The organism is Pseudomonas sp. CP4, from assembly GCF_047758505.1.
Lineage (GTDB): Bacteria > Pseudomonadota > Gammaproteobacteria > Pseudomonadales > Pseudomonadaceae > Aquipseudomonas > Aquipseudomonas fluorescens_AO.
This window is the reverse complement of the sequence record NZ_CP180489.1, coordinates 4,401,962-4,428,258: the sequence shown is the minus strand read 5'-3', so window position 1 is coordinate 4,428,258 and position 26,297 is coordinate 4,401,962. Positions and strand designations below refer to the sequence as shown.

22 protein-coding genes and 1 pseudogene are annotated in these 26,297 nt (G+C 61.2%); 12 read left to right on the top strand and 11 right to left on the bottom strand.

Translation table 11 applies throughout. The annotated features are described in order from the left end of the window. The first annotated feature begins 25 nt into the window (after positions 1–25). The 5 genes from norR (at position 26) to ACMYUN_RS19925 (ending at position 4,380) form a co-directional block, all read left to right on the top strand. Complete coding sequence (gene norR / locus ACMYUN_RS19945; RefSeq protein WP_415761546.1) at positions 26–1,588, top strand: nitric oxide reductase transcriptional regulator NorR; 1,563 nt, start codon at positions 26–28, stop codon at positions 1,586–1,588. 96 nt (positions 1,589–1,684) lie between these two features. Further along, positions 1,685–2,587 carry a chemotaxis protein CheV gene (locus ACMYUN_RS19940; protein ID WP_016773296.1) on the top strand — a complete coding sequence of 301 codons (903 nt, stop codon included), beginning with the start codon at positions 1,685–1,687 and terminating at the stop codon, positions 2,585–2,587. A 3-nt stretch (positions 2,588–2,590) separates the two neighbouring features. Then, a complete protein-coding gene (locus ACMYUN_RS19935) occupies positions 2,591–3,073 on the top strand; it encodes a GNAT family N-acetyltransferase (protein ID WP_415761545.1) in 483 nt (160 codons plus the stop codon). A gap of 147 nt (positions 3,074–3,220) precedes the next feature. After that, positions 3,221–3,547, top strand: a complete 327-nt coding sequence (locus ACMYUN_RS19930; protein ID WP_415761544.1) for a hypothetical protein — start codon at positions 3,221–3,223, stop codon at positions 3,545–3,547. 83 nt (positions 3,548–3,630) lie between these two features. Further along, the gene (locus tag ACMYUN_RS19925; RefSeq protein WP_415761543.1) at positions 3,631–4,380 is read left to right on the top strand and encodes a YkgJ family cysteine cluster protein; all 750 of its coding nucleotides are present in this window, start codon (positions 3,631–3,633) and stop codon (positions 4,378–4,380) included. Positions 4,381–4,514: 134 nt separating this feature from the next. Here the strand turns inward: ACMYUN_RS19925 and ACMYUN_RS19920 are convergent, their stop codons facing one another. Together ACMYUN_RS19920 and ACMYUN_RS19915 are read right to left on the bottom strand one after the other, a co-directional pair. Then, a complete protein-coding gene (locus ACMYUN_RS19920; RefSeq protein ID WP_039761398.1) occupies positions 4,515–4,754 on the bottom strand; it encodes a hypothetical protein in 240 nt (79 codons plus the stop codon). A gap of 139 nt (positions 4,755–4,893) precedes the next feature. Beyond that, a pseudogene (locus ACMYUN_RS19915) lies at positions 4,894–5,267 on the bottom strand (hypothetical protein). A 296-nt stretch (positions 5,268–5,563) separates the two neighbouring features. Between ACMYUN_RS19915 and ACMYUN_RS19910 the strand changes: the two are divergent. The 7 genes from ACMYUN_RS19910 (at position 5,564) to ACMYUN_RS19880 (ending at position 15,601) form a co-directional block, all read left to right on the top strand. Then, complete coding sequence (locus ACMYUN_RS19910; protein ID WP_415761541.1) at positions 5,564–6,724, top strand: efflux RND transporter periplasmic adaptor subunit; 1,161 nt, start codon at positions 5,564–5,566, stop codon at positions 6,722–6,724. Further along, on the top strand, positions 6,721–9,834 hold the full coding sequence (locus ACMYUN_RS19905; protein WP_415761540.1) for a multidrug efflux RND transporter permease subunit: 3,114 nt from the start codon (positions 6,721–6,723) through the stop codon (positions 9,832–9,834). The genes ACMYUN_RS19910 and ACMYUN_RS19905 overlap by 4 nt, the downstream gene beginning before the upstream one ends. A 7-nt stretch (positions 9,835–9,841) precedes the next feature. After that, entirely contained in the window at positions 9,842–10,519 is a 678-nt protein-coding gene (locus ACMYUN_RS19900; RefSeq protein WP_039761394.1) for a heavy metal response regulator transcription factor, read from the top strand. After that, positions 10,509–11,873 (top strand): heavy metal sensor histidine kinase, encoded by a 1,365-nt coding sequence (locus ACMYUN_RS19895; RefSeq protein ID WP_415761537.1) that lies wholly within the window; start codon positions 10,509–10,511, stop codon positions 11,871–11,873. The genes ACMYUN_RS19900 and ACMYUN_RS19895 overlap by 11 nt, the downstream gene beginning before the upstream one ends. 300 nt (positions 11,874–12,173) lie before the next feature. Further along, a complete protein-coding gene (locus ACMYUN_RS19890; protein ID WP_415761536.1) occupies positions 12,174–12,395 on the top strand; it encodes a hypothetical protein in 222 nt (73 codons plus the stop codon). A 195-nt stretch (positions 12,396–12,590) separates the two neighbouring features. After that, a complete protein-coding gene (locus ACMYUN_RS19885; RefSeq protein WP_415761534.1) occupies positions 12,591–13,907 on the top strand; it encodes an OprD family porin in 1,317 nt (438 codons plus the stop codon). Between the two features lie 185 nt (positions 13,908–14,092). Continuing rightward, a complete protein-coding gene (locus tag ACMYUN_RS19880; RefSeq protein ID WP_415761532.1) occupies positions 14,093–15,601 on the top strand; it encodes a sensor domain-containing diguanylate cyclase in 1,509 nt (502 codons plus the stop codon). A 178-nt stretch (positions 15,602–15,779) separates the two neighbouring features. Here ACMYUN_RS19880 and lpxC read toward each other — a convergent pair whose 3' ends face one another. From lpxC to murD, 9 genes are all read right to left on the bottom strand, one after another. Further along, on the bottom strand, positions 15,780–16,691 hold the full coding sequence (gene lpxC, locus ACMYUN_RS19875; RefSeq protein ID WP_007916984.1) for a UDP-3-O-acyl-N-acetylglucosamine deacetylase: 912 nt from the start codon (positions 16,689–16,691) through the stop codon (positions 15,780–15,782). Between the two features lie 112 nt (positions 16,692–16,803). After that, a complete protein-coding gene (gene ftsZ, locus ACMYUN_RS19870) occupies positions 16,804–18,000 on the bottom strand; it encodes a cell division protein FtsZ (RefSeq protein ID WP_016773283.1) in 1,197 nt (398 codons plus the stop codon). 105 nt (positions 18,001–18,105) lie between these two features. Beyond that, positions 18,106–19,365: a cell division protein FtsA gene (gene ftsA, locus ACMYUN_RS19865; RefSeq protein ID WP_016773282.1), complete on the bottom strand. Its 1,260-nt coding sequence runs from the start codon at positions 19,363–19,365 to the stop codon at positions 18,106–18,108. 15 nt (positions 19,366–19,380) lie between these two features. Continuing rightward, a complete protein-coding gene (locus tag ACMYUN_RS19860; RefSeq protein WP_039761388.1) occupies positions 19,381–20,247 on the bottom strand; it encodes a cell division protein FtsQ/DivIB in 867 nt (288 codons plus the stop codon). A gap of 4 nt (positions 20,248–20,251) precedes the next feature. Next, the gene (locus ACMYUN_RS19855) at positions 20,252–21,226 is read right to left on the bottom strand and encodes a D-alanine--D-alanine ligase (protein WP_016773280.1); all 975 of its coding nucleotides are present in this window, start codon (positions 21,224–21,226) and stop codon (positions 20,252–20,254) included. After that, on the bottom strand, positions 21,223–22,683 hold the full coding sequence (gene murC, locus ACMYUN_RS19850) for a UDP-N-acetylmuramate--L-alanine ligase (RefSeq protein ID WP_039761387.1): 1,461 nt from the start codon (positions 22,681–22,683) through the stop codon (positions 21,223–21,225). The genes ACMYUN_RS19855 and murC overlap by 4 nt, the downstream gene beginning before the upstream one ends. After that, entirely contained in the window at positions 22,676–23,746 is a 1,071-nt protein-coding gene (gene murG / locus ACMYUN_RS19845; protein ID WP_039761385.1) for an undecaprenyldiphospho-muramoylpentapeptide beta-N-acetylglucosaminyltransferase, read from the bottom strand. The genes murC and murG overlap by 8 nt, the downstream gene beginning before the upstream one ends. Further along, entirely contained in the window at positions 23,736–24,953 is a 1,218-nt protein-coding gene (gene ftsW / locus ACMYUN_RS19840) for a putative lipid II flippase FtsW (RefSeq protein ID WP_016773276.1), read from the bottom strand. Before ftsW ends, murG begins: the two co-directional genes overlap by 11 nt. Continuing rightward, entirely contained in the window at positions 24,950–26,296 is a 1,347-nt protein-coding gene (gene murD, locus ACMYUN_RS19835; protein WP_415761529.1) for a UDP-N-acetylmuramoyl-L-alanine--D-glutamate ligase, read from the bottom strand. Before murD ends, ftsW begins: the two co-directional genes overlap by 4 nt. Between the last annotated feature and the right edge of the window lies 1 nt (position 26,297).

The window sequence follows — 26,297 nt, the reverse complement described above, 5'->3', positions numbered from 1 at the left end:
CTTGTCTCTTTGACTACAAAAAACCATGACCGCCAAATCCCTGCTTACCGCTCTGCTGCCCCTGGTTGCCGACCTGTCCCGCGAACTGCCCGAAGGCGAGCGCTACCGGCGCCTGCTCGAAGCCATGCGCGCCTTGTTGCCCTGCGATGCCGCCGCGTTGTTGCGTCTGGACGGCGAGTCACTGGTGCCGCTGGCGGTGGATGGCTTGAGTACCGATACCCTCGGCCGGCGCTTCAAAGTCAGCGAACACCCGCGCTTTGAAATATTGCTCGCAGGCACCGGGCCGACGCGCTTCGCCGCCGACAGCGACCTGCCCGATCCCTATGACGGTTTGGTCGATGGCCTCGACGATCACCTCGAAGTACACGACTGCCTCGGCTGTCCTTTATTCGTCGATGAAAAACTCTGGGGCCTGATCACCCTCGATGCGCTCGATCCCGAGCGTTTTGAACCGATCGAACTTGACGCCCTACAAGCCTTCGCCAGCCTCGCCTCGGCCACGGTCAACGCCGCCGAACGCATCGAACGTCTGGCCACCCGCGCCGAAGATGAACATCAACGCGCCGAGGTTTACCGCCAGGCCAGCGGCCAGCAGCACCGCGAAATGATCGGCCAGAGCAAAGCGCATAAACGTCTGGTGGAAGAAATCAATCTGGTCGGCGGCAGCGATCTCACCGTACTGATCACCGGCGAAACCGGTGTCGGTAAAGAACTGGTGGCCCAGGCCATCCACGCCGCCTCCCCGCGCGCCGACAAACCGATCATCAGCCTCAACTGCGCCGCCCTGCCCGACACGCTGGTGGAAAGCGAACTGTTCGGCCACGTGCGCGGCGCCTTCACTGGCGCCACCAGCGACCGTCGCGGCAAGTTCGAACTGGCCAATGGCGGCACGCTGTTCCTCGATGAAGTCGGCGAGCTGTCGCTGACGGTCCAGGCCAAGTTGCTGCGTGTATTGCAGAGCGGGCAGTTGCAGCGCCTGGGCTCGGACAAGGAGCATCAGGTCGATGTGCGCCTGATTGCGGCGACCAATCGCGATCTGGCCGAAGAAGTGCGCAGCGGTCGCTATCGTGCCGACTTCTACCACCGTTTGAGCGTGTATCCGCTGCGGGTGCCGGCGCTGCGCGATCGTGGGCGTGATGTGTTGCTGCTCAGTGGCTTCTTTCTCGAGCAGAACCGCTCGCGCATGGGCCTCAATAGCCTGCGTTTGAACAGTGATGCACAGGAGGCGCTGCTCGCTTACACCTGGCCGGGCAATGTCCGTGAGCTGGAGCATTTGATCGGTCGCAGTGCGCTGAAGGCGCTAGGTAATTGCAAGGTGCGGCCGAAGATTCTGAGCCTGAGTGCGGCGGATCTGGATTTGCCCCGCGAGGTTGTGGATAACGTGGCTGCGCCTGCCAATGCAGACTTGGCGAATGTGATGCCGATGATCGGTGGTGACTTGCGCACCGCCACCGACGAGTTTCAGCGGCGGTTGATCAGCGCAGCGCTGGAGCGTCATCAGAATAACTGGGCGAGTGCGGCGCGGGAGTTGGGGGTGGATCGAGCGAATCTTGGCCGGATGGCGAAGCGCCTGGGGATGAAAAGCTGAAGCGCCAATAGCCTAAAGCCCACCCCATTCACGCCGATAACCCGGCATCAAAGGTTTCTGGCGATTTCCACTCTCGCCCATTCACAGAAGGTTCTTATGTCCTCCACCAAAGCCCGCGCAGATTCACTTTCGCTTCTGCTGTTTACCTTGCGCAGCGGCAAGCTGATGGCGATCAACCTGCTGAAAGTCAGTGAAATCATCCCCTGCCCGCCGCTGACCAAGCTGCCGGAGTCGCACCCGCACGTCAAAGGCATCGCCTCGCTGCGCGGTGCATCGCTGTCGGTGATCGACCTCAGCCGCGCGATCGGCGAGCGGCCGCTGGAAGATCCTAACGGTGGCTGCCTGATCGTTACCGATGTCAGCCGTTCCAAGCAGGGTCTGCACGTGCAGGCGGTGAGCAAGATCGTCCATTGCCTGACCACCGACATCAAGCCGCCACCGTTCGGCTCCGGCGGCTCGCGCGCCTACATCACCGGCGTGACCTCGGTGGACGGCACATTGGTGCAGGTGCTGGATATCGAAAAAGTCATCCACAGCATCGCCCCGGCGCAGATCGAAATGGCGCCGACCGACCTGACCATGGAAGACGCCGAAGTGCTCGGCAACGCGCGCATTCTGGTGGTCGACGACAGCCAGGTTGCCCTGCAGCAGTCGGTGCACACCCTGCGCAACCTCGGCCTGCAATGCCACACCGCGCGCAGTGCCAAGGAAGCCATCGACTGCCTGCTCGACCTGCAGGGCACGGCGCAGCAGATCAATCTGATCGTCTCCGACATCGAAATGTCCGAGATGGACGGCTACGCCTTCACCCGCACGCTGCGCGAAACCCCTGATTTCGCTCACTTGTACGTCTTGCTGCACACCTCCCTCGACAGCGCGATGAACAGTGAAAAGGCCCGACTGGCCGGTGCCAACGCGGTGCTGACCAAGTTCTCCTCGCCGGAACTGACCCAACGCCTGATCGAAGCCGCCAAGCACGTCGCGGCCAACGGGCACTGAGTCTTGGCCGAAGCGTTTTGCTTTCTGCTGCGCCGCGATTTGAGTGAAGCGGTGCCGGATGCGCAGTGGCCTGCCGGGATTGAGTGGTCCGCCTACCGCGAGGAACTGGCGCCGGCAGTGCATCAGTTGATGCAGCTCGGACAGCTGGAAGGTGGCGGTCGAGTGCCGCCGCTCGAGGAATGGCAGCAGCGGTTTGTCAGCGATCCCGAATACGATCCCTCGTTGTGTTTCGTTGCCTGCGATGCCGGTGGCGTGGTCGGCGTGGCGCAATGCTGGACCAGTGCCTATATCAAGAATCTGGTGGTGCACCCGCGAATGCAGGGCCTGGGGCTTGCGCGGGCGTTGTTGCTGCATGCCTTCAGCGTCTTTCAACAGCGGCGCGAGGGGTATGTCGATTTAAGGGTTCTGGAGGACAACCTGCGGGCTCGGCGGTTGTATGAGAGTGTCGGGATGGACTTGGTTCGGCGGGAGTTGGTCGCCGACTGATCCTCCGTTATCGCGAGCAGGCTCACTCCTACATTTTGGAACGCATTTCAATGGTAGGAGTGAGCCTGCTCGCGATGGCGCCGGCACAGGCAACTTCCATCCTTCAGGCATACTCCAAGCTTGGCCATAACCAAGGATGCCCCAACCATGAAAGCCATCACCCTGGCCCTGCTCACCCTCTCCGCCCTCGCCTCCCAGGCCCACGCCTCCAGCCCCGACGCCTGGGCCGCCTACGACAAGACCGTGCTCGCCAGTTGCACCAAGGCCAGCGGTCTGAAAAACGTCAAACCGGTCGGCAACCCCGCGCAATTCGATGACCGCGTCGGCTACACAGCCGTTCTGCTGCAAGGCCAATACCCGCAAAAACACATGAAAGGCCAACAAGGCAGCGAGCTGTGCCTGTACAACAAACAGTCGAAAACCGCGTACGTCACCGAGTGGGATTCGATTCGTCCGGTCGCCAAATCCCAGTGAGTGGCGCAGTCCTTGCTTCGATCCGGTTCTGTGCGATGGTTTTCCGCCGTCGTCTCACGTCCTGATTGAAGAAAGATCGCTCAATGAATACGAGGTTTTCCTGCGTAGGTTGCGGCAAGTGCTGCACCGACCATCATGTCCCGTTGACGCTGGCCGAAGCCCGTATGTGGGCGGCGGATGGCGGTCAGGTAATCGTGCTGGTCGAGGCTTTTCTCGGCAATGGTCTGGGCCTGCCGGCGCAGCAGCGCGAACATGCCGAGCGCCGTTCCGCGGTAGTGCGCAGTGGCACTGCCGATGCTCATGTGGCGATCACCTTTGCCGCGTACAACGTCGGCCCCTGCCGGAATCTTGACGACGACCAGCGCTGCCGAATCTACGAGCGCCGCCCGCTGGTGTGCCGGATTTACCCGGCGGAAATCAATCCCCACATCCCGCTCAATCCGGCTGCCAAGGATTGCCCGCCGGAGTCCTGGGAACAGGGGCCAGAGCTCATCGTGGGGGGTGAGTTGGTTGATCGGGAACTGGTTGAGCTGATCCAGCGTTCGCGTCAGGCGGATCGGGATGACATCAGACTCAAGGATGTGATCTGCGCAACGCTGGGGATACGCACCACGGCGCTCAAGGGCGACGGGTTTACAGCGTACTTGCCGAACATGGATGCGTTTGCAGCGGTGATCGACCAGGTGAGCGCGCAACCGCTGGCGGCGCGAACCAGTGAATGGCTGTTTCATTTGTCCGGCGATGATGTCGCCGGGCAAGTGCTGGCAGCCGGGGGGCAGGTGGTGACGGAACCGGCGCAGACATATGCGTTTATTTCATTGCGCGCGGCTTGATCTGATATTTGTGCTGTAGCGGATGTCGCTTTCGCGAGCGGGCTCGCTCCCACAGGTTTGGGTTCTACACAAATCCAATGGGGGAGCGAGCCTGCTCGCGAAGAGGCCAGCACAAGCACCATCACTTTCCGATGTCAGCGCTTGCCCATCGACCGACGCGTGCCCGGCGGCGCCATGCCCGGGGTTTTGGTGTGGCCATTCTTCGCGCCATTCTTGTACCACGGCTGATTCGAGCCTTTCGCCGAAGCCAGCTCGCCCGGTTTGAACGGGAACTTGAACGCCGGGATCTCGGCCTTGGTTTCGCTGGTGTCAGCCACTTCAGCCGGGACGTCGCTCACAGCGTCGTCTACCGGCGGTTGGGTCGGGGAAGTCATAAAAGCTCCGGGAACAAAAAGTCGGCCCGATCAGTGAGCCGCAAAGGCGCGCAGTATACCTGTGCGCCCTGGCTCGGCATCTGAAGATTTGCGGGATGCGCTGAACGGCTGCCAGGCACTGTCACTGCGTGATGATATTTCAGTTCATGCGGTGTTGAACGTCACTCAACAATTGCGAGGTGCTCTCCAGCAACTGCTCAAGAAGCGCGTCATCTTCATCCATATAGCCTTCGTATTCGGCGAGATTGCGCCGCTCATGGCACAGCGCAAACAATCGCACCTGAACCTTGCTGCTTTGAGTGGTATGGATCAGGACTGGAATACCAGATAGCGCTTGTCCGATCGATAGCCACTCAAGCGAAGAGCTGTCAGCGCCAGCGCATGAGCGGCGTTGTAGGCCAAATCGAACCGGCTGGAAAACGACAGTGTGCAAGTGTGCGCATCCTTGAGCCTGTCCAAAGCCGAGCGCATCAGACCTTCACACTCCTTGCGGTCAGGTGGCTCCGCTTTCAGTACACCACTACGGCGTAGAACGTCTGGTCAGGCTTGCCGAACAACAATCCCAACACTTTTTGCTGGGTGGCGGTGAACAGGGCTTCGCTTAAAGAAGGTTTTCCACTTGGCTCGCCAAAGAGTCTCAAAAAGGGAACGATAGGTCCCTTTTAGGGACTTATCAACTCAACGGCAATCGCAGCCAGTGCAATTAACGTCGGAAACTGACAATCCTGACAGCCAGCCGTCACCCTGCCGACCGCCTGACCGGTTTATAACTGGCCAATCTGCCCAAACTCCAGACTTCGGCGCCGCGCATGTCCATCCAGAAAAACAAAATCCTGCTGGCCACTCTCCTGATTCTGCTGGCAGCCGCCGGCCTGTGGTTCGCGTTGAAACCGGCGCCGACCAAACTGGCTACACCGACCGCCATTCCGGTGCGGGTGGTGACGGTCAGCGCCAAAGACGTGCCGCGCTATACCAGCGGCATCGGCTCCGTACTCTCGCTCCACAGCGTAGTGGTGCGCCCGCAGATCGACGGGATCCTGACGAAGATCTTGGTCAAGGAAGGCCAACTGGTCAAAGCTGGCGACCTGCTCGCCACCATCGACGACCGCTCGATCCGCGCCAGCCTTGACCAGGCCAGGGCGCAGTTGGGCGAGAGTCAGGCGCAGTTGCAGGTCGCGCTGGTCAATCTCAAGCGCTACAAACTGCTCAGCGTCGACGACGGCGTGTCGAAACAGACCTTCGACCAGCAACAGGCCTTGGTCAATCAGCTCAAAGCCACGGCGCAAGGCAATCAGGCCTCGATCGATGCCGCGCAGGTGCAGCTGTCCTACACGCAGATCCGCTCCCCGGTCACCGGGCGCGTCGGTATTCGTACGGTCGATGAAGGCAATTTCCTGCGCATGACCGACACCCAGGGCCTGTTCACCGTTACCCAGATCGACCCGATTGCCGTCGAGTTCTCGCTGCCGCAGCAGTTGCTGCCGACCCTGCAAAGCCTCATAAGCGATCCGCAACGCGCACCGGTCAAGGCGTACATCGGTGCCGACACCGACGGCGAAACCGGCAATCTGCTCGGCGAAGGTCATCTGACCCTGATCGACAATCAGATCAACGCCAACACCGGCACCATCCGCGCCAAGGCCGAGTACGCCAATGCCAGCCAGAAGCTCTGGCCGGGTTTGCTGGTGACGGTAAAAATCCAGACGGCTGTGGATAAAGATGCGCTGGTGGTTCCGCCCACCGTCGTACAGCGTGGCCTCGAACAACACTTCGTTTACCGCGTGCAGGACGACAAGGTCGAGGCAGTGCCGGTACAGATGGTTTATCAGGGCAGCGGTCAGGACATCATCAAAGGCGTCAACGCCGGTGACGTGCTGGTAACCGACGGCCAATCGCGGCTCAAACCGGGATCGAGCGTGCAAGTCATGAGCGAACCGCCGCAAGTGGTGCAGGCGGAGCCCAAGCCATGAGCTCGCACAAGGGCATTTCGACCTGGTGCATCGACCACCCGGTGGCGACAATCTTGCTGACCATCGCGCTGGTACTGGTCGGCGCAATTGCCTTCCCGCGCTTGCCGATTGCGCCACTGCCGGAAGCGGAATTTCCTACGATCCAGGTCTCGGCACAGTTGCCCGGCGCCAGCCCCGACACCATGGCTTCCTCAGTGGCCACGCCACTGGAGGTGCAATTCAGCGCCATCCCCGGCATGACCCAGATGACCTCCAGCAGCGCGCTGGGCTCAACTCTGCTGACCCTGCAATTTACCCTCGATAAAAGCATCGACACCGCCGCCCAGGAAGTACAGGCGGCGATCAACACCGCCGCCGGCAAGTTGCCCAAAAACATGCCGACGCTGCCAACGTGGAAGAAGGTCAACCCGGCCGACAGCCCGGTGCTGATCCTCAGTGTCAGCTCGACGCAGATGCCCGGCACCGAGCTCAGCGATCTGGTGGAAACCCTGCTGGCCCGGCAGATCAGCCAGATCGACGGCGTCGGCCAGATCAACATCACCGGTCAGCAACGCCCGGCGATTCGCGTACAAGCATCGGCGGAGAAACTCGCGGCCATCGGCCTGACGCTGGCCGACATTCGGCTGGCGATCCAGCAAACCAGCCTCAATCTGGCCAAAGGTGCGCTGTACGGCGAATCGAGCATCTCCACGCTGTCGACCAACGACCAGTTGTTCCACCCCGAGGACTACAGCCAGCTCATTGTTTCCTACAAGGATGGCGCCCCGGTTCACCTGCGCGATGTCGCCAAAGTCGTCAACGGTGCGGAAGATGCCTACGTGCAGGCGTGGGCCGGTGATCGCCCCGGTGTGAATCTGGTGATTTTCCGCCAGCCCGGCGCCAACATCGTTGAAACCGTCGACCGCATTCAGGCCGCCCTGCCCGGCCTCGAAGCGATGCTGCCGGCCTCGGTACAGGTGAAAACCCTGATTGACCGCACCCAGACCATCCGCGCCTCACTGCATGAAGTCGAAATCACCTTGCTCATCGCGATCTTGCTGGTGGTCGCGGTGATGGCGCTGTTCCTGCGCCAGTTGTCGGCGACGCTGATTGTCTCGGCGGTGCTCGGCGTCTCGCTGATCGCCAGTTTTGCCCTGATGTACGTGCTCGGCTTCAGCCTGAACAACCTGACGCTGGTGGCGATTGTCGTCGCGGTCGGCTTCGTCGTGGACGATGCGATCGTGGTGGTTGAAAACATCCATCGCCATCTCGAGGCCGGCGACGATATGCGCGAGGCGGCGATCAAGGGGGCCGGTGAGATTGGTTTCACCGTCGTTTCGATCAGTTTCTCGCTGGTGGCGGCATTCATTCCGTTGCTGTTCATGGGCGGTGTGGTCGGGCGCCTTTTCAAGGAGTTCGCCCTGACCGCGACTTCGACGATCATGATTTCCGTGGTGGTGTCGCTGACGCTGGCGCCAACCCTTGCCGCGCTGTTCATGCGTAAGCCGGTACATCACGCCAATGCTAAACCCGGTTTCAGTGAGCGCTTGCTCGGCTGGTACGAAAAGGGCCTGCGTCGCGCCCTCGACCATCAGAAACTGATGATCGGTGTGTTCGGGCTTTCGCTGGCATTGGCGGTCGCCGGGTACATTTTCATTCCCAAGGGTTTCTTCCCGGTACAGGACACCGGGTTTGTCCTCGGCACCACCGAAGCCGCTGCGGACATTTCCTACGGCGACATGGTGAAAAAACACTTGGCGATGGCCGAAATCGTTGCAGCCGATCCGGCGGTGCAGGCGTTCTCGCACTCGGTCGGGGTGTCCGGCAGCAACCAGACCATCGCCAACGGGCGCTTCTGGATTGCTCTGAAAAAACGTGGCGATCGCGATGTCAGCGCCAGCCAGTTCATCGATCGCATCCGCCCGCAACTGATGAAAGTCCCCGGCATCGTCCTGTATCTGCGCGCAGGCCAAGACATCAACCTCAGCTCCGGGCCGAGCCGTGCGCAATACCAATACGTTCTCAAGAGCAACGACGGCGCGACCCTCGCTACCTGGACCCAGCGCCTGACCGAAAAACTGCGCAGCAATCCGGCGTTCCGCGACATTTCCAACGATCTGCAACTGGGCGGCAGCATCACCCACATCAGCATCGACCGCAGCGCCGCCGCGCGTTTCGGCCTGACCGCCAGCGATGTCGACGAGGCGCTGTACGATGCATTCGGCCAACGGCAGATCAATGAATTCCAGACCCAGGTCAACCAGTACAACGTGATTCTCGAGCTGAACACCAAACAGCGTGGCAAGGCCGAAAGCCTCAACTATTTCTACCTACGCTCACCGCTCAGTGGCGAGATGGTGCCGCTGTCGGCCCTGGCCCGATTTGACGCGCCAACCATCGGCCCGCTGTCGATTGCCCATGACGGCATGTTTCCCGCCGCCAACCTGTCGTTCAATCTCGCCCCCGGCGTGGCGCTGGGCGATGCGGTGATTCTGCTCAATCAGGCCAAGGCCGAGATCGGCATGCCCACCGCGATCAGCGGCAATTTCCAGGGAGCGGCGCAGGCGTTCCAGAGTTCGCTGGCCAGCCAGCCGTGGCTGATTCTTGCGGCGCTGGTGGCGGTGTACATCATTCTCGGCGTGCTTTATGAGAGCTTCGTCCATCCGCTGACGATCATCTCGACCTTGCCAGCGGCAGGCCTCGGCGCGGTGATCATGCTGTGGATCTGCGGCCAGGACTTTTCGATCATGGCGTTGATCGGCCTGGTGCTGTTGATCGGCATCGTCAAGAAGAACGGCATCCTGATGATCGACTTCGCCCTTGAGGCGCAGCGCCAGCGCGGTCTGCCGGCGCAAGAAGCGATTTTCGAGGCGTGCATCACCCGGTTCCGGCCGATCATCATGACCACCCTCGCCGCCCTGCTCGGCGCATTGCCGCTGATGCTCGGCTACGGCACCGGCGCCGAACTGCGCCAGCCGTTGGGCATTGCCGTGGTCGGCGGTTTGCTGGTCAGCCAGATGCTGACGCTGTTCACCACGCCGGTCATATACTTATGGCTCGAGCGGCTGTTTCACCGGCACTCACACCCACCAGCCCCAACGCCCGCAACGGCACTGGCGACCACAGACTGAGGCGGTCATGCGCGTTCTGATTATCGAAGACGAAGAAAAAACCGCGGATTATCTGCACCGCGGCCTGACCGAACAGGGCTACACCGTCGACCTTGCCCGCGACGGCGTCGAAGGTCTGCATCTGGCGCTGGAATGCGACTACGCGGTGATCGTCCTCGACGTCATGCTGCCGGGGCTCGATGGCTTCGGCGTACTGCGCGCATTACGTGCGCGCAAGCAGACCCCGGTGATCATGCTCACCGCCCGCGAGCGCGTCGAAGACCGCATCAGAGGCCTGCGCGACGGCGCCGATGACTACCTCGGCAAACCGTTTTCCTTCCTCGAACTGGTCGCCCGTCTGCAAGCGCTGACCCGCCGCAGCGGCGGCCACGAACCGGTGCAGGTGACCATCGCCGACCTGTGGATCGATCTGATCAGCCGCAAGGCCACCCGCGCCGGCACACGCCTGGACCTGACCGCGAAGGAGTTTTCCCTGCTCAGCGTCCTCGCCCGGCGTCAGGGCGAAATTCTCTCGAAAACCGCCATCGCCGAGATGGTCTGGGACATCAATTTCGACAGTGACGCCAACGTCGTCGAAGTCGCGATCAAACGCCTGCGCGCCAAGCTCGACGGGCCATTCAACGAAAAACTGCTGCACACCATTCGCGGCATGGGTTATGTGCTGGAGAGCCGTGGTGTCCAGTAACTCGATTGCCCTGCGACTCAGCGGAATGTTCACGCTGGTGGCGCTATTGGTGTTTCTGCTGATTGGCGGCGCGCTGTATCAGCAGGTCGACAAGGGCCTGGGATTGTTGCCCGAAGCCGAGCTGGATGCGCGTTACAGCGTGCTCGAATCCACCGTAGGCCGTTACGGCACGCCGGAGCATTGGGTGAAGATCTACAACAAGCTCAAGCTGCTCGGCGAGGAAGACAAGCGCATCAGCTTCTGGATCAGCAGCGGCGATCCGCGTTACGAGTACGGCAATCTCACCCCGCAAATTCGTGCCGCCATCAATGGCCCGTTGGGCATGCACGATCTGCAACTGCCCGATCAACCGTACCCGCTGAAAGTGCTGGTCAGTCAGTTCCCGGCCAAGGATCAGCGCCCGCCGCTGCGCTTCATGATCGGCATCGACACCGAGACGCTGCATCAGACCCAGCATCACTTGCTCATCGCCCTGATCAGTCTGGCGATTCTCGGCGTGCTGCTGGCCTCGGCATTGGGCTATTGGGTCGCAAGAATCGGTCTGAAGCCGTTGATCAAACTGTCGCAGGAAGCCCAGCGACTGGCACCACCGCTGCGCGCCGGACGCTTGCGCCTGTCGCCGCTGCCGCCGGAACTGGAACAGTTTGTCGAGTCGTTCAACTCGACCCTGGAACGGGTCGAACTGGCCTATTCGCGGCTGGAATCGTTCAACGCCGACGTCGCCCATGAACTGCGCTCGCCGCTGACCAACCTGATCGGCCAGACCCAGGTCGCGCTGACTCGCGGGCGCTCCGCCGAACACTATTTCGAAGTGCTGCAATCCAATCTCGAAGAGCTGGAACGGCTGCGTTCGATCATCAACGACATGCTGTTTCTGGCCAGCGCCGATCAGGGCAACAAGGCAACCAAACTGACCTCGACGTCATTGGCTGATGAGGTGGCAACGACGCTGGACTATCTGGATTTCATCCTTGAAGACGCGCAGGTTGAAGTGCAGGTCAGCGGCGATGCGCAGGTGCAGATCGAGGTCGCGCATCTGCGTCGCGCGCTGATCAATTTACTTAGCAACGCGGTGCAGCACACCGAACCGGGTCAAGTGATCGAGGTGCACATCGAAGTTGAAGAACATCAGGTGAGCATTGGCGTGGCCAATCCCGGGACGCCGATTGCCAGTGAGCATCTGCCGAGGTTGTTCGAACGGTTTTATCGGGTCGATGCCTCGCGCAGCAACAGCGGCAATAACCACGGGCTGGGGCTGGCCATCGTCAAGGCGATTGCGCTGATGCATGGCGGGGATGTGTTTGTGCGCAGTGATCGGGGCATGAACACCTTCGGCATTCACCTTCCGGTCTGAATGCTGCGCCAAGCCCTGTGGCGAGGGGATTTATCCCCGCTCGGCTGCGCAGCAGTCGCAAATTCCTGTGCACAAGCTCTAAGAATCTTTGAGGCTGGAATTCTTGGGGCCGCTTCGCAGCCCAACGGGGATAAATCCCCTCGCCACAGGCCACCATCACGCACAGACCGGGTTGTTACCCGTGCCGATCTTTGCTTTTGCTGTAACAGTCATTTATGAAAATCACGCTGTTTCCCAACGCGCGGCAACCTTATCTTTGCCCGCACCAAACAGCACTCGCCAAGCGAGAAGGTTTTCAAGATGTCCAACAGTATGGGTATTGCCAGCGCATTCGTTTTGTCCACATTGATCCTGTCGCCGATGGCGATGGCTGAAGAATCGCAAACGTTCGTTGCGCAAAAAATCGCTCGCGCGCAGGCATTCGATCAGCATCAGGCCGAAGTGATGGCCAAGGCACAAGACGCGACACAGTACCCTCAGGCCGCCAATTCCCAGACTCAAGCGCTCGAGAAAGACAGCTGAGTCGCACCGCGAAAGGTTTCCCTCGACGCGGTTGTTTGGCTCTTCCCGTTCAACCGTCGTCACTCCAGGCCGCTGCCGTTCAGCGGCCTTTTTTCGTTGTGGTCTGAAAGCTGTCTGGTGCGTCTGTAACAACAAGAAACATCAAAGTCGCTCAAGAAACAGAGCGGCCCGCTGACCCAAGGAGCTCCACCGCACGTGTTTTACCCTGCCCGCCTCACCCCGCTGTTCATTGCAATTGCCGCAAGTATTGCCCCCGCCGTCCACGCCGATGAGTCAGCCCAACAGGGCTTCGTCGCAGGCTCGAGCCTCAATCTCAACGCCCGCAACTACTACATGAATCGCAACCGCCTGCAGAAGGCGGACGACAATATCGAGTGGGGCCAGGGTTTTCTCGGAGTGTTCCAGTCTGGCTATACAGAAGGCACGGTCGGCTTCGGCGTCGATGCTCACGCCATGCTCGGCCTGAAACTCGACGGTGGTGGCGGTACCGACGGTTCGAGCATCCTGCCGATCAGCGATGGCGACGGCAAAGCGCCGGGCTCCTTCTCCACTGCGGGTGGCGCGTTGAAGCTGCGCGCCTTCGATACCGAGCTGAAGGCCGGTGATCTGTTTCTCACCAACCCGGTGATTGCCGGCGGCGACACGCGCATGCTGCCGCAGACCTTTCGTGGCATCAGCCTGAGCAACCACAGCTTCGACGGCTGGCTGATCGAAGGTGGCCAGGCCAGCTTCACCAAGCCGTATAACCAAAGTGGCCACACGCGAATCAGCACGTCCTACGGCACGCTGGCCGATGGTGATGACAGCCAACACCTGAACTGGGCCGGTGTGGCCTGGAGCGGTGTTGAAGGTCTGACCAGCAGCCTTTATGCCTCTGAGCTGAAAGACATCTGGAACCAGTACTACTATGACCTCGACTACACCTGGCAATTGAACGATCTGGTCAGCCTCAACCCGGGCGTGCACTTCTATCACACGCAAGACACCGGCGAGGCGCTGCTCGGCGACATCGACAACAACGCTTACAGCGTGCATCTCACCGTCGGCATTGGCAGCCACAGCGTTACCGCCGCGTACCAGCGGGTCAACGGCAATACGCCGTTCGACTACATCAGCCAGGGCGACAGCGTTTATCTGGACAACTCTCAGCAATACTCGGACTTCAACGGCCCGAACGAACGCTCGTGGAAGCTGAAATACGCTTACGACTTCACCGGTGTCGGCATCCCCGGCCTGACTTCGGCGCTGTCCTATTCACGCGGCACGGTGGATCTGACCAAAGCCGATCCGGACAGCACAGCCTATGCCAACTGGTACAGCGCCGATGGCCGCAACGCCAAGCATTGGGAACGCGACATCGATTTGCAGTACGTCGTGCAAAGCGGCCAGGCCAAGAACCTGGCGGTGCGCCTGCAATGGGCGACCAACCGTGGCGGCAACGGCTACGGCGCGATTGATTCGGATACAGATGAATACCGCGTGATCATCGACTACCCGGTCGACGTCTTCTAAGATCGGCGCTGCGTTTTTCAGATCCTGTGATCTACCCTGTGGGAGCGAGCCTGCTCGCGAAAGCTGATTGTCAGTCAACATCTGTGTTGAATGACACACCGCTTTCGCGAGCGGGCTCGCTCCCACAGGTTCGTCCGGCGTCAGCCCAACTAAGCTTATGAAACCACTCCAACCGGCTCCCCATCATGATCGCCAGCCGCACGCCCTCCATCACAGGCCAGACCGGTCGCCCCGAGCGTCTGCTGATCCTCGGCAGTCTGCTGACCGTGATTGCGATGGTGTGCATCGTCACCTTCCTGCTGATCCGCGAGTACGCCAGTGCGCAGGAGACCGCCACCCGTCGCGCCACCACGATTGCGCAATTGATCGACGCCGACGTGCTGCGCACCGTCGAGCTGTACGACCTAACGCTGCAAGGGCTGATCGCCGCCGCTCAGCGTGACGACCTGCAGAATGTCTCGCCGCAGATCCGTCATCTGGCGCTGTTCGATCGCTCTGCCACCGCGCGCTTCAAGGGCGACATCCTCCTGCTCGACAAGCATGGCGAGGTGATCGCCGACTCCTCGCGCATTGAACCGAAACCGGGCAATTTCGCCGACCGCGATTATTTTCTCGCCCACGCCTTCAACCGCGATATCGGCATGTTCATCAGCCGACCGTTCAAGACTCGCTGCGATTGTGAAGAGGCCGATCAGTGGCGCATCAGCTTCAGCCGGCGCATCTCCTCGCAGACCGGTGAATTCCTCGGCGTTGCCGTCGCTTCGTTGAAACTCGACTACTTCGACGACCTGTTCAAGAGCCTCGACATAGGCACTGACAGCACATTGAACATCATTAATAGCGATGGCGTGCTGCTCGCGCAGAAGCCGTACCTGCAAAGCGATTCAGTAGGCAAGAGCTTCGGCAATCGGCCCAACGTCGTGCGCATTCTCAATGACCGCGATGGCAGCGGCAGTTTCACCAGTACCTCAAGCATGGATGACCAGCGCCGGCTCTACACCTATTCGCGGGTGGGCAACCTGCCGTTGACCGTGATGGTAGCGCTGTCCAGCGAGGAGGTGTTTGGCACCTGGCGGCGCACGGCGATCCTGATCAGCGGCGCCACCGGCGTGTTGTGCCTGGGGCTGTTGTGGCTGACTTGGCTGCTCGCCCGGGAACTGCGTTTGCGCCATCGCGCCGAACGCGAACTGGCGCAACTGGCTGCAACCGATGATCTGACCGGTGTGGCCAACCGGCGCATGCTTGATCAGACCCTGCGCCACGAATGGTTCCGCGCCCAGCGCTCGGGCCAGCCGCTGTCGGTGATGATGATCGATGCTGACCACTTCAAAGCCTTCAATGACCGGCATGGCCATCAGGCTGGGGATCAGGTCTTGCGTGAACTGGCCAAGGTAATCACCGCGAACGTGCGGCGTCCGGCGGATCTGGTCGCGCGGTATGGCGGTGAAGAGTTTTCGGTGATCCTCGCCGAGACCGACAGCGCAGGAGCGCAGCAGATCGCCGAGCAGATTCGCCAGGCTGTGGAAAACTTGCCCTGGGTCGAAGGCGCTGAGCGGGCGATGACCGTGAGTATCGGCATTGCCACGTGGACATCGGCGAGCGAGATGACGCTGGAGCAGCTGTTGTTCGCGGCGGACAAGGCGCTGTATCAGGCCAAGGAAGGCGGGCGTAATCGCGTCGTAGTGTCAGCTTGATGTTTCCGGGGTGATGGCGCCGCCGCCTTCGCGAGCAGGCTCGCTCCCACAGGGGAGCGCATTCCAACTGTGGGAGCGAGCCTGCTCGCGAAGACGCCTGATCAGACACTAGAGAAACCACAGGCATAAAAAAAGGCCATCCGAGGATGGCCTTCAAAAAACTAGAGAGGTTTTTTACTTACACGGCCGCAACAGGGCGCATGTAAGAGATTGGTGCGGTGCTGGCGTCTTCGAACGTCACCACTTCCCACGCATCTGTCTGCTCAATCAATTTGCGCAGCAGCTGGTTGTTCAGTGCATGACCGGACTTGAAGCCTTTGAACTCACCAATCAGGCTGTTGCCCAGCAGGTACAGGTCGCCAATCGCATCGAGGATCTTGTGTTTGACGAATTCGTCTTCATAACGAAGACCGTCTTCGTTCAACACGCCATCAGCGTCGACCACGATCGCGTTTTCCACGCTGCCGCCGAGTGCGAGGTTGTGCTTGCGCAGGTACTCGATGTCACTCATGAAACCAAAGGTACGGGCGCGGCTGACTTCTTTTACGAACGAAGTGCTGGAAAAATCCACGCTTGCACTCTGGGTGCGGTCCCGGAATACCGGGTGATCGAAATCGATCTCGAAGCTCACCTTGAAGCCTTCGAAAGGGACGAAAGTGGCGCGCTTGTCGCCGTCTTCCACTGTCACTTCACGCAGGATGCGGATGAATTTCTTGGCGGCGTCCTGCTCTTCCAGGCCAGCCGATTGAATCAGGAATACGAAGGGTCCAGCGCTGCCATCCATGATCGGGACTTCGGACGCGGAGAGCTCGACGTAGGCGTTATCGATGCCCAGGCCAGCCATGGCCGAGAGCAAGTGCTCTACCGTGTCCACTTTGACGTCGCCATTGATCAGCGTCGTCGACATAGTGGTTTCACCGACGTTTTCCGCGCGGGCAGGAATCTGCACCACAGGGTCGAGGTCAGCGCGACAAAACACAATGCCAGTGTCGACAGGCGCAGGCTTGAGGGTCAGATAGACCTTCTCACCGGAGTGCAGGCCTACACCTGTGGCACGGATAATATTTTTCAGTGTGCGTTGTTTAATCATGGCTTGGGCCGCTTCAGCGCAAATTGCGAACTGGTATCAACAAAGGCTGGCGATGATAGCAGACCATGCCTTTGCTGAACACCAATCACCTTCATAGCCCTGATACATTCCATCAATCGGCCTGACGACGCAGGAATGCCGGAATGTCCAGGTAGTCCAGGTCATCCTGCGGATTCATCTTCGCGGCAGCCGCAGCACCGGCCTGAGCCTGATTGCGCATGACGGTCGGACGGTCCAGATCACGGTAGTTCACCGCTGGCTGCTCCTGACGGGCCGGAGCTGGTTGTTGCACCTGCGCCGAAGCCATCGAGGTGTGAACGGTGTTGTCGATAACCTTCACAGGCTTCTCGATTTTCGCGCCCAGACCGGTGGCAACCACGGTTACGTGCAGCTCGTCGCGCATGTCCGGATCGATAACGGTACCGACCTTGACCATCGCGTGCTCGGAAGCAAAGGCTTCGATGATCGAACCAACGTCGGAGTACTCACCCAGGGACAGGTCAGGACCGGCGGTGATGTTCACCAGAATGCCGCGCGCGCCTTGCAGGTTGACGTCTTCCAGCAGCGGGTTGCGGATTGCCGCTTCGGTGGCTTCACGTGCACGGTTCGGACCGCTGGCGCAGCCAGTGCCCATCATCGCCATGCCCATTTCGCTCATCACGGTACGCACGTCGGCGAAGTCGACGTTGATCATGCCTGGACGCTTGATGATGTCGGAGATACCGCGAACGGCACCGGCCAGTACATCGTCAGCCTTGGCGAAAGCCGACAAGAGGCTTGCGTCTTTGCCGAGGATGGTCAGCAGTTTTTCGTTCGGAATGGTGATCAGCGAGTCGACGCTTTCCGAAAGCATGCGGATGCCTTCGTCGGCGATCTGCATACGCTTGCGGCCTTCGAACGGGAACGGACGGGTCACGACCGCAACGGTCAGGATGCCCATTTCCTTGGCCACTTCGGCAATGATCGGCGCTGCACCGGTACCGGTACCGCCGCCCATGCCGGTGGTGATGAACACCATGTTGGTGCCGGCCAGCACCTCAGCGATGCGCTCGCGGTCTTCCAGAGCGGCTTGACGGCCGACCTCAGGGTTAGCGCCGGCGCCCAGGCCTTTGGTCACGCCAGTGCCCAGTTGCAGGATGGTCCGCGCGCCGATGTTTTTCAGCGCTTGAGCATCGGTGTTGGCGCAGATGAACTCAACGCCTTCGATGTTGCTCTTGACCATGTGATTGACAGCGTTGCCGCCGCCACCGCCGACACCGATAACTTTGATTACCGGGCTTGCGGGGATGTTGTCTACGAGTTCGAACATTTTCCCTCTCCTTACATTCTCTAGTTTTTTCGCCTACTGCTGTTTGTAGCGGTGTATCTACTGCAGTTGCTTGCCGCTTGAAGCTTGTCGCTCCAGGCTGCTTTTTTAAAAATTGCCCTGAACCCACTTTTTCAGTCGGTCCAGCAGCGGCGCCTGAGGCTCTTCGCTGCTGTAGCTGTCGCGGCTGCCGATGCCGGAGAACGAAACTCCGTCGGACTGCTTCTGCAGGCCGTACATCAACAAACCAACGCCAGTGGAATAAATCGGGTTGCGCACCACGTCATCCAGGCCTTTTACGCCATGCGGCACACCGAGGCGCACCGGCATGTGGAAGATCTCTTCGGCCAGTTCAGTGGCGCCTTCCATTTTCGACGTACCACCGGTGAGCACGATGCCCGCCGGGATCAGGTCTTCGTAGCCGCTGCGACGCAGCTCGGCCTGGATCAAGGTGAACAGTTCGTCGTAACGCGGCTCGACCACTTCGGCCAGGGCCTGACGCGACAGTTCACGCGGTGGACGATCGCCGACGCTTGGCACCTTGATGGTTTCACCGGCACCGGCCAGTTTGGCCAGGGCGCAGGCGTAACGGATCTTGATCTCTTCGGCGTACTGAGTCGGAGTGCGCAACGCCATGGCGATGTCGTTGGTCACTTGATCACCGGCAATCGGGATCACCGCGGTGTGACGGATCGCGCCTTCGGTGAAGATAGCGATGTCGGTAGTGCCACCACCGATGTCGACCAGGCACACGCCCAGCTCTTTCTCGTCGTCGGTCAGCACCGAGTAGGCCGAGGCCAGTTGCTCGAGGATGATGTCGTCGATTTCCAGACCGCAGCGACGCACGCATTTTTCAATGTTCTGTGCAGCGTTGACGGCGCAGGTGACCACGTGAACCTTGGCTTCCAGACGTACGCCGGACATGCCCAGCGGCTCGCGCACGCCTTCCTGGTTATCGATCACGTAATCCTGCGGCAGGGTGTGCAGCACGCGCTGGTCAGCCGGGATCGCCACGGCCTGAGCGGCGTCGAGCACACGCTCAAGGTCGGCCGAGCTGACTTCGCGATCACGGATCGCGACGATGCCGTGGGAATTCAGGCTGCGGATGTGATTGCCGGCCACGCCGACAAAAGCCGAGTGAATGCGGCAGCCGGCCATGAGCTGGGCTTCTTCGATCGCGCGCTGGATCGACTGCACGGTGGATTCGATGTTGACCACCACGCCCTTCTTCAGGCCGCGGGACGGATGCGTGCCGATCCCGACGATTTCCAGCTGGCCGTCGTCCGCGACCTCGCCTACCAGCGCCACCACTTTGGAGGTGCCGATATCGAGACCGACGATCATTTTGCCGCTTTGCACGTTTGCCATGGGTCCTGCCTCTTCTTAATTCTTCGCAACAGCGGGTTGGGCTGTCGTCGGCGCTACGGGTTCCCGCCAGCCAACAGCGAGGCCGTTGGCGTAGCGCAGATCGATGCGCGCAATGTTCGTAATCTGCTCTTTCAGCGTCTTGTCATAGATGGCGATGAAGCGGCGCATCTTTTCCACCAGGTTGCCGCGTCCCAGCAGCAACTCGATGCCGGGGCCGGAACTGCCGGCACCGGTGGTCAGGAACCAGCTGCCGCGTTCACGCAATTCCAGGCGTGCAATCGAAAAACCCAGCGGGCGCAACATCTGGCTCAGCACCTGATACTGCTGCATCACCTGCTGCTGAGCCCGTTGTGGGCCGAACAGCTGTGGCAGGTGTTCGTAGTTCGCCAGTTCCTTGGGCGTAAACGCCTGACCCTGGTTGTTGAGCAACGACTCGTCGCCCCAACGCGCCACCGGCAATTGCTCTTCGAGGCGGATCACTACCTGATCCGGCCATACCCGCCGCACTTCGGCGTGGGCGATCCAGGGCATCTGCTCAAGCTCGGTACGCATACCGGCCAGGTCGATGGTGAAGAAGCTCGACGCCACGAACGGCGCGATCCGCTGCTGCACCGCCTGCTGGCTGATGTAGCTCAAGTCGCCCTGCACCGCGATCTTGCTGATCGGCCGGTCAGCGTACGGCAGCAAACGCTGCGCGCCTTCATAAGTACCAAAGCCCAGCGCCACCAGCAGCACCGGCCAGAACAGGCTTTTCAGAAAGCTGAAATTGGCTTTCGGCAGGCGCGCGGACATCGGCTCTTTCGCCACCATTCGGCTGGCACCCCGCGGCACCGGCTTGCGGCCGGGTGCGGGTGGCTGATGTCTGAGATGAGCGCCTTGCATGGTCTTAACCTCGCGCCTCTGTTGCGCCTGCGTCTTCGACGCTGGCGGCCAGAATGGCCAGAACCAGTTGCTGGAAATCCAGACCGGCAGCCCGCGCCGCCATCGGCACAAGACTGTGATCGGTCATGCCCGGTGCGGTATTGACTTCGAGGAACCAGAACTGCCCGTCGGCGTCCTGCATCACGTCCGCCCTGCCCCAACCGGCGATACCCAGCGCCTCACAGGCCTTGGCCGTGAGTTCCATGAGTTCCTGTTCCTTGGCCGCGTCCAGGCCGCACGGAATGCGGTACTGGGTATCGTTGGCGATGTACTTGGCGTCGTAGTCGTAAAATGTGTGCGGTGTACCCAGGGCGATAGGAGGCAACACCTGGTCACGCAGGGTGGCGATGGTGAACTCCGGACCTTGAATCCATTGCTCGACCAACACTTGCGAATCGTAGGTACTGGCCGCTTTCCATGCGTCGATCAACTCGGACGCAGAATTCACTTTGGCCATCCCGATACTTGAACCTTCATGCGCCGGTTTGACGATCAAAGGCAAGCCCAGTTCCGTCGCTGCCGAAATACAATCGGCTTCGCTGCACAGCACGGCGTGACGCGGCGTCGGAATCCCGAGGCTGTGCCAGACCTGCTTGGTGCGCAGTTTGTCCATCGCCAGTGCCGAGGCGAGGATGCCGCTGCCGGTGTACGGAATACCCGCGCATTCGAGCAGGCCTTGCATGCTGCCGTCTTCACCGCCGCGACCGTGGAGAATGATGAACGCACGGTCGATCTTTTCGCTGAGCAGACGCTGCAGGAAATCTTCGCCCACATCGATGCCGAACGCGTCGACGCCAGCGCTTTGCAGCGCCTCGAGCACAGCGTTGCCGGATTTCAGCGACACCTCACGCTCGGCACTCAAGCCGCCGAAGAGCACGGCGACGCGGCCGAAGTCTTTCGGCGCGATGGTGGAGAACAGCTTGGCGTAGGCAGCAGTCATTTCAACTTCCCCTCGACCGGCGCCGCCACGGCGCCGGCGAACAATTCACTTTTCAACAGCTTCGGCGCGAGACCGCCGATATCACCCGCGCCCTGGCACAGCAGAATGTCGCCGGCGCGCAGCAGCGGCTTGACCAGCGGTGCCAGATCAACGCCCCGCTCGATGTAGATCGGGTCGAGCTGACCGCGCTGGCGGATGCTGTTGCACAGCTTGCGGCTGTCGGCGCCCGGGATCGGCTCTTCGCCGGCCGGATAGACTTCCATCAGCAGCAGCACGTTGGCATCGGCCAGTACATTGACGAAGTCGTCGTACAGATCACGGGTGCGGCTGTAGCGGTGCGGCTGGTAGACCATCACCAGACGACGCTCCGGCCAGCCACCGCGCACGGCTTTGATCACCGCAGCGACTTCGGTCGGGTGGTGACCGTAGTCGTCGACCAGCATTACGTTGCCGCCATCTACCGGCAGTTCGCCGTAGACCTGGAAGCGCCGACCAACACCCTGGAAGCCCGACAGGCCCTGAACGATGGCTTCATCGCTGACGCCTTCGTCGGTGGCGATGCAGATGGTCGCCAGCGAGTTGAGCACGTTGTGGTTGCCGGGCATGTTCACCGACACGTCCAGCGGCTCGCGATCCGGGCGCAGCACGGTGAAGAAGGTCTGCATGCCCTGCTGGCGCACATTGATTGCGCGTACGTCGGCGTCTTCGCTGAAGCCGTAGGTCACGGTCGGACGTTTCACCAGCGGCAGGATTTCGCGCACCACCGGATCGTCCAGGCACATCACCGCCAGCCCGTAGAACGGCAGGTTGTGCAGGAATTCGACGAAGGTTTTCTTCAGTTTGTTGAAGTCACCGTCGTAGGTCGCCATGTGGTCGGCGTCGATGTTGGTGACCACGGCCACCAGCGGCTGCAGATGCAGGAAGCTCGCATCGCTTTCGTCGGCTTCGGCGATCAGGTAACGGCTGGTGCCGAGCTGGGCATTGGTGCCCGCTGCATTCAGACGACCACCGATCACGAATGTCGGGTCCAGACCACCGGCCGCGAACACCGAAGCGATCAGGCTGGTGGTGGTGGTTTTGCCATGGGTACCGGCGACGGCAATACCGTGGCGATAGCGCATCAGTTCGGCGAGCATTTCTGCGCGCGGCACTACTGGAATACGACGCTCAAGGGCAGTCGCCACTTCCGGGTTGGACGTGTTCACAGCGCTCGACACCACCAGCACGTCGGCAGTAGCGGCGTTCTCGGCACGGTGACCGATGAAGATCTGCGCGCCAAACGATTCCAGGCGTTCGGTCACCGGCGAGGCTTTCAGGTCGGAACCGGAGACTTGATAGCCCAGGTTCAACAACACCTCAGCGATACCGCACATGCCCACGCCGCCAATGCCGACGAAGTGGATGCGACGGATGCGGCGCATTTCCGGTTGTGGCATGGCTTTCTGATTCTCAACCATGGGCCACCTCCAGACAGGTATCGACCACGCTACGGGTGGCATCGGGTTTGGCCAGTCGGCGGGCCGCTTGGGCCATTGCTTCGAGTCGTTGCGGTTGCATCAAGACCTCTGTCAGGCGCGCGGCGAGATCCGCGGCACCAGTCGTTCTTTGCGGCATCAGGAAGGCTGCGCCTTCGCGGGCCAAATAATCGGCGTTGCGGGTCTGGTGATCGTCGATCGCATGGGGCAAAGGCACCAGCATCGAGGGCAGACCGGCGGCCGCCAGCTCACTGATGGTCAGCGCGCCGGCGCGGCACACCACCAGGTCAGCCCAGCCATAGGCCTGGGCCATGTCTTTGATGAACGGCTGCACCTGCGCGTCCACGCCCGCGGCGCGGTAACGCTCGGCAGTCACTTCATCGTGATTTTTGCCGGCCTGATGAAACACTTCCGGGCGCAAATCGGCAGCGACTTGGGCCAGGGCTTCAGGCAGCAATTTGTTCAACGGTTCTGCGCCGAGGCTGCCGCCAAGGATCAGCAAACGCGCTTTGCGCCCGGTCAGCGCCGGTCGCGATGTGTCGAGGAACAGCTCGCTGCGCACCGGATTACCGGTAGTACGGCGGCTGTCCGACAGAGTAAAGGTGTCGGGGAACGCTTCACACACTCGGGCGGCGAACGGCACCAGCAACCGATTGGCGGTGCCGGCGACCGCGTTCTGCTCGTGAACGATCACTGGCACGCCGGCCAGTTTCGCGGCGAGACCACCAGGGCCAGTCACATAACCGCCGAAGCCGACCACGCACACCGGCTTCAGGCGGCGCATGATCGCCCGCGCCTGCCATACCGATTTCAGCAGCATCAGCGGCGCCTTGAGCAGCGACAGCTTGCCCTTGCCGCGCAGTCCGCTGGCGTTGATCCGATGCAGTTCAAGCCCTGCCGCCGGGACCAGTTCGTTTTCGATCCCGCGTGGCGTGCCGAGCCAGTGCACGGTGTAGCCGCGCGCCTGAAACTCGCGGGCACAGGCCAGCGCCGGGAACACGTGGCCGCCGGTACCGCCGGCCATGATCAATACGTTAGCGCCCATGAGTCGGCTCCTCGGCGAAGTCGCTCTCCTGGAATTCCATCTCTTCGCTGCCCAGGTGGGTTCGACTCTCCCACTCGATGCGCAGCAACAGCCCCAGACAGGCGCAGCAGATCACCAGCGAGCTGCCGCCGTAACTGAGGAACGGCAAGGTCAGACCTTTGGTTGGCAACAGGCCTACGTTCACGCCGATGTTGATCAGGAACTGACCAATCCACAGGAACGACAAGCCGTAAGCCACGTACGCGGCAAAGAACTGCTTGGCCTTCTCCGCCCACAGGCCGATGTACATGCCGCGAATACACACGAACACGAACAGCGCGACGGTGCAGAGCGAACCGACCGCACCGAGTTCTTCGGCGAGTACCGAGAACACGAAGTCGGTGTGCGCTTCCGGCAGGTAGAACTGTTTCTGCACGCTGTTGCCCAGGCCGACGCCCAGCCACTCGCCGCGACCAAACGCGATCAAGGCTTGCGACAACTGATAACCGGCGCCGAACTGGTCGGCCCACGGGTCGGCGAAGTTGGTCAGACGCGCCATTCGATAGGGCTGCATCTGAATCAGCAAAACCACCGCGCCGACCGCCAGCACCACCATCAGCGAGAAACGGAACAGCCCGACCCCGCCAAGGAACAGCATCGCCGCCGCCGCGCCCATCATGACTACGGTGGCACCGAAGTCCGGTTCCATCAGCAACAGACCGGCCATCGGCAGCAGGACGATGAACGGCTTGAAAAAGCCCATCCAGCTCTCGCGCACTTCTTTCTGCCGGCGCACCAGATAACCGGCGAGGTAGATCACCACGAACACCTTGGCGATTTCCGACGGCTGCACGTTGAAGAAGCTGAAACCGATCCAGCGCATCGAACCGTTCACTTCGCGGCCAATGCCGGGGATGATCACCATCACCAGCAGGCCGAACGCACCGATCAGCATCATCCAGCCGAGGCGCTGCCAGGTGGCGATCGGGATCATCATGGTGACGATGCACGCGCCCAGGCCCAGCACCACATAGATAAGGTGGCGAATCATGTAATACAGCGGACTGCCCGACTGCGCCGCCGCCACTTCGGTGGACGCCGAGGCGATCATGATCAGGCCAAGCCCCAGCAGCGCCAGGCAACCGGCGAGCATCGGGAAATCGAGGTCGATGCCACGCCCGGTGATCAGCGGCGACGGGTACGGCTTGATGATGTTTCTCAGGTTCATGCCAGTTCCTCCACAGCGCGGACGAACTGGTGACCACGGTCTTCGTAATTCTTGAACATGTCGAAACTGGCGCAGGCCGGCGACAGCAGCACCACATCGCCCGGTTGGGCAGCGGCGCGGCATTGCGCAACAGCGTCGATCAGCGAGCTCGCGCGAATCAGCGGTACGGCATCGCCAATGGCTGCGCCGATGTTGTCGGAGTCACGGCCCATCAGGACCACGGCGCGGCAGTTGGCCGCCACCGGATCGCGCAAATCATTGAATTCGGCGCCTTTGCCGTCACCGCCGGCGATCAGAATGATCTTGCCGTCGATGTCCGCACCGAGGCCTTCGATGGCGGCCAGAGCAGCGCCAACGTTGGTGGCTTTGGAATCGTTGTAATAAGCCACGCCATCGAGATCGCGCACCCACTGGCAGCGATGCTCGAGACCGGCAAACGTGCGCAGCGCTGCGAGCATGGCGTCGAACGGCAGGCCCACAGCGTGACCCAGGGCCAATGCGGCGAGCGCGTTGGACTGGTTGTGCGCGCCGCGAATCTTCAGATCACGCACCGGCATCAGGTTCTGGAATTCGAAGGCCAGGTACTTCTCGCCATCTTCTTCGCGAATGCCGAACGCCTTGAAATCCGGCTTGCTCAGGCCAAAGGTCCAGCATGGCTGACCTTCGCCGATCAACGGACGGCTGAGGGCGTCCTGACGGTTGACCACAAACTGCTTCGCGCCACGGAAGATCCGGTGCTTGGCCAGGTGATAGGCCGGCAGACCGCTGTAGCGATCCATGTGGTCTTCGCTGATGTTCAGTACGGTGGCCACTTCGGCGTTGAGCTGGTCGGTGGTTTCCAGCTGGAAACTCGACAGCTCCATCACGTACAGCTCGACGACATCGCTGAGCAGATCCAGCGCCGGGGTGCCGAGGTTGCCGCCAACAGCGACGCGTTTGCCAGCCGCAGCCGCCATTTCGCCAACCAGCGTGGTGACGGTGCTTTTTGCGTTGGAACCGGTGATCGCGACAATCGGCGCCCGCGCGTTACGCGCGAACAGCTCGATGTCGCCGGACATTTTCACGCCACGGGCCGCGGCGGCTTGCAGGGCCGGGGTCGCCAGCGCCAGGCCGGGGCTCACGTAGAGCTCGTCGGCACGGCAGAGGAATTCGACGTCCAGCTCGCCACAACGCACTTCCACGTGCGGATAGTCACGCTTGAGCGTGGCCAGTTCCGGTGGATTGTCCCGCGTGTCGGCGACGGCAAACGACGTGCCCCGGTTCGCCAGGAAGCGAACCAGGGACATGCCGCTCTTGCCGAGGCCGACAACGATGCGGAAGTGGTCAGAAGCGATCAGAGACACT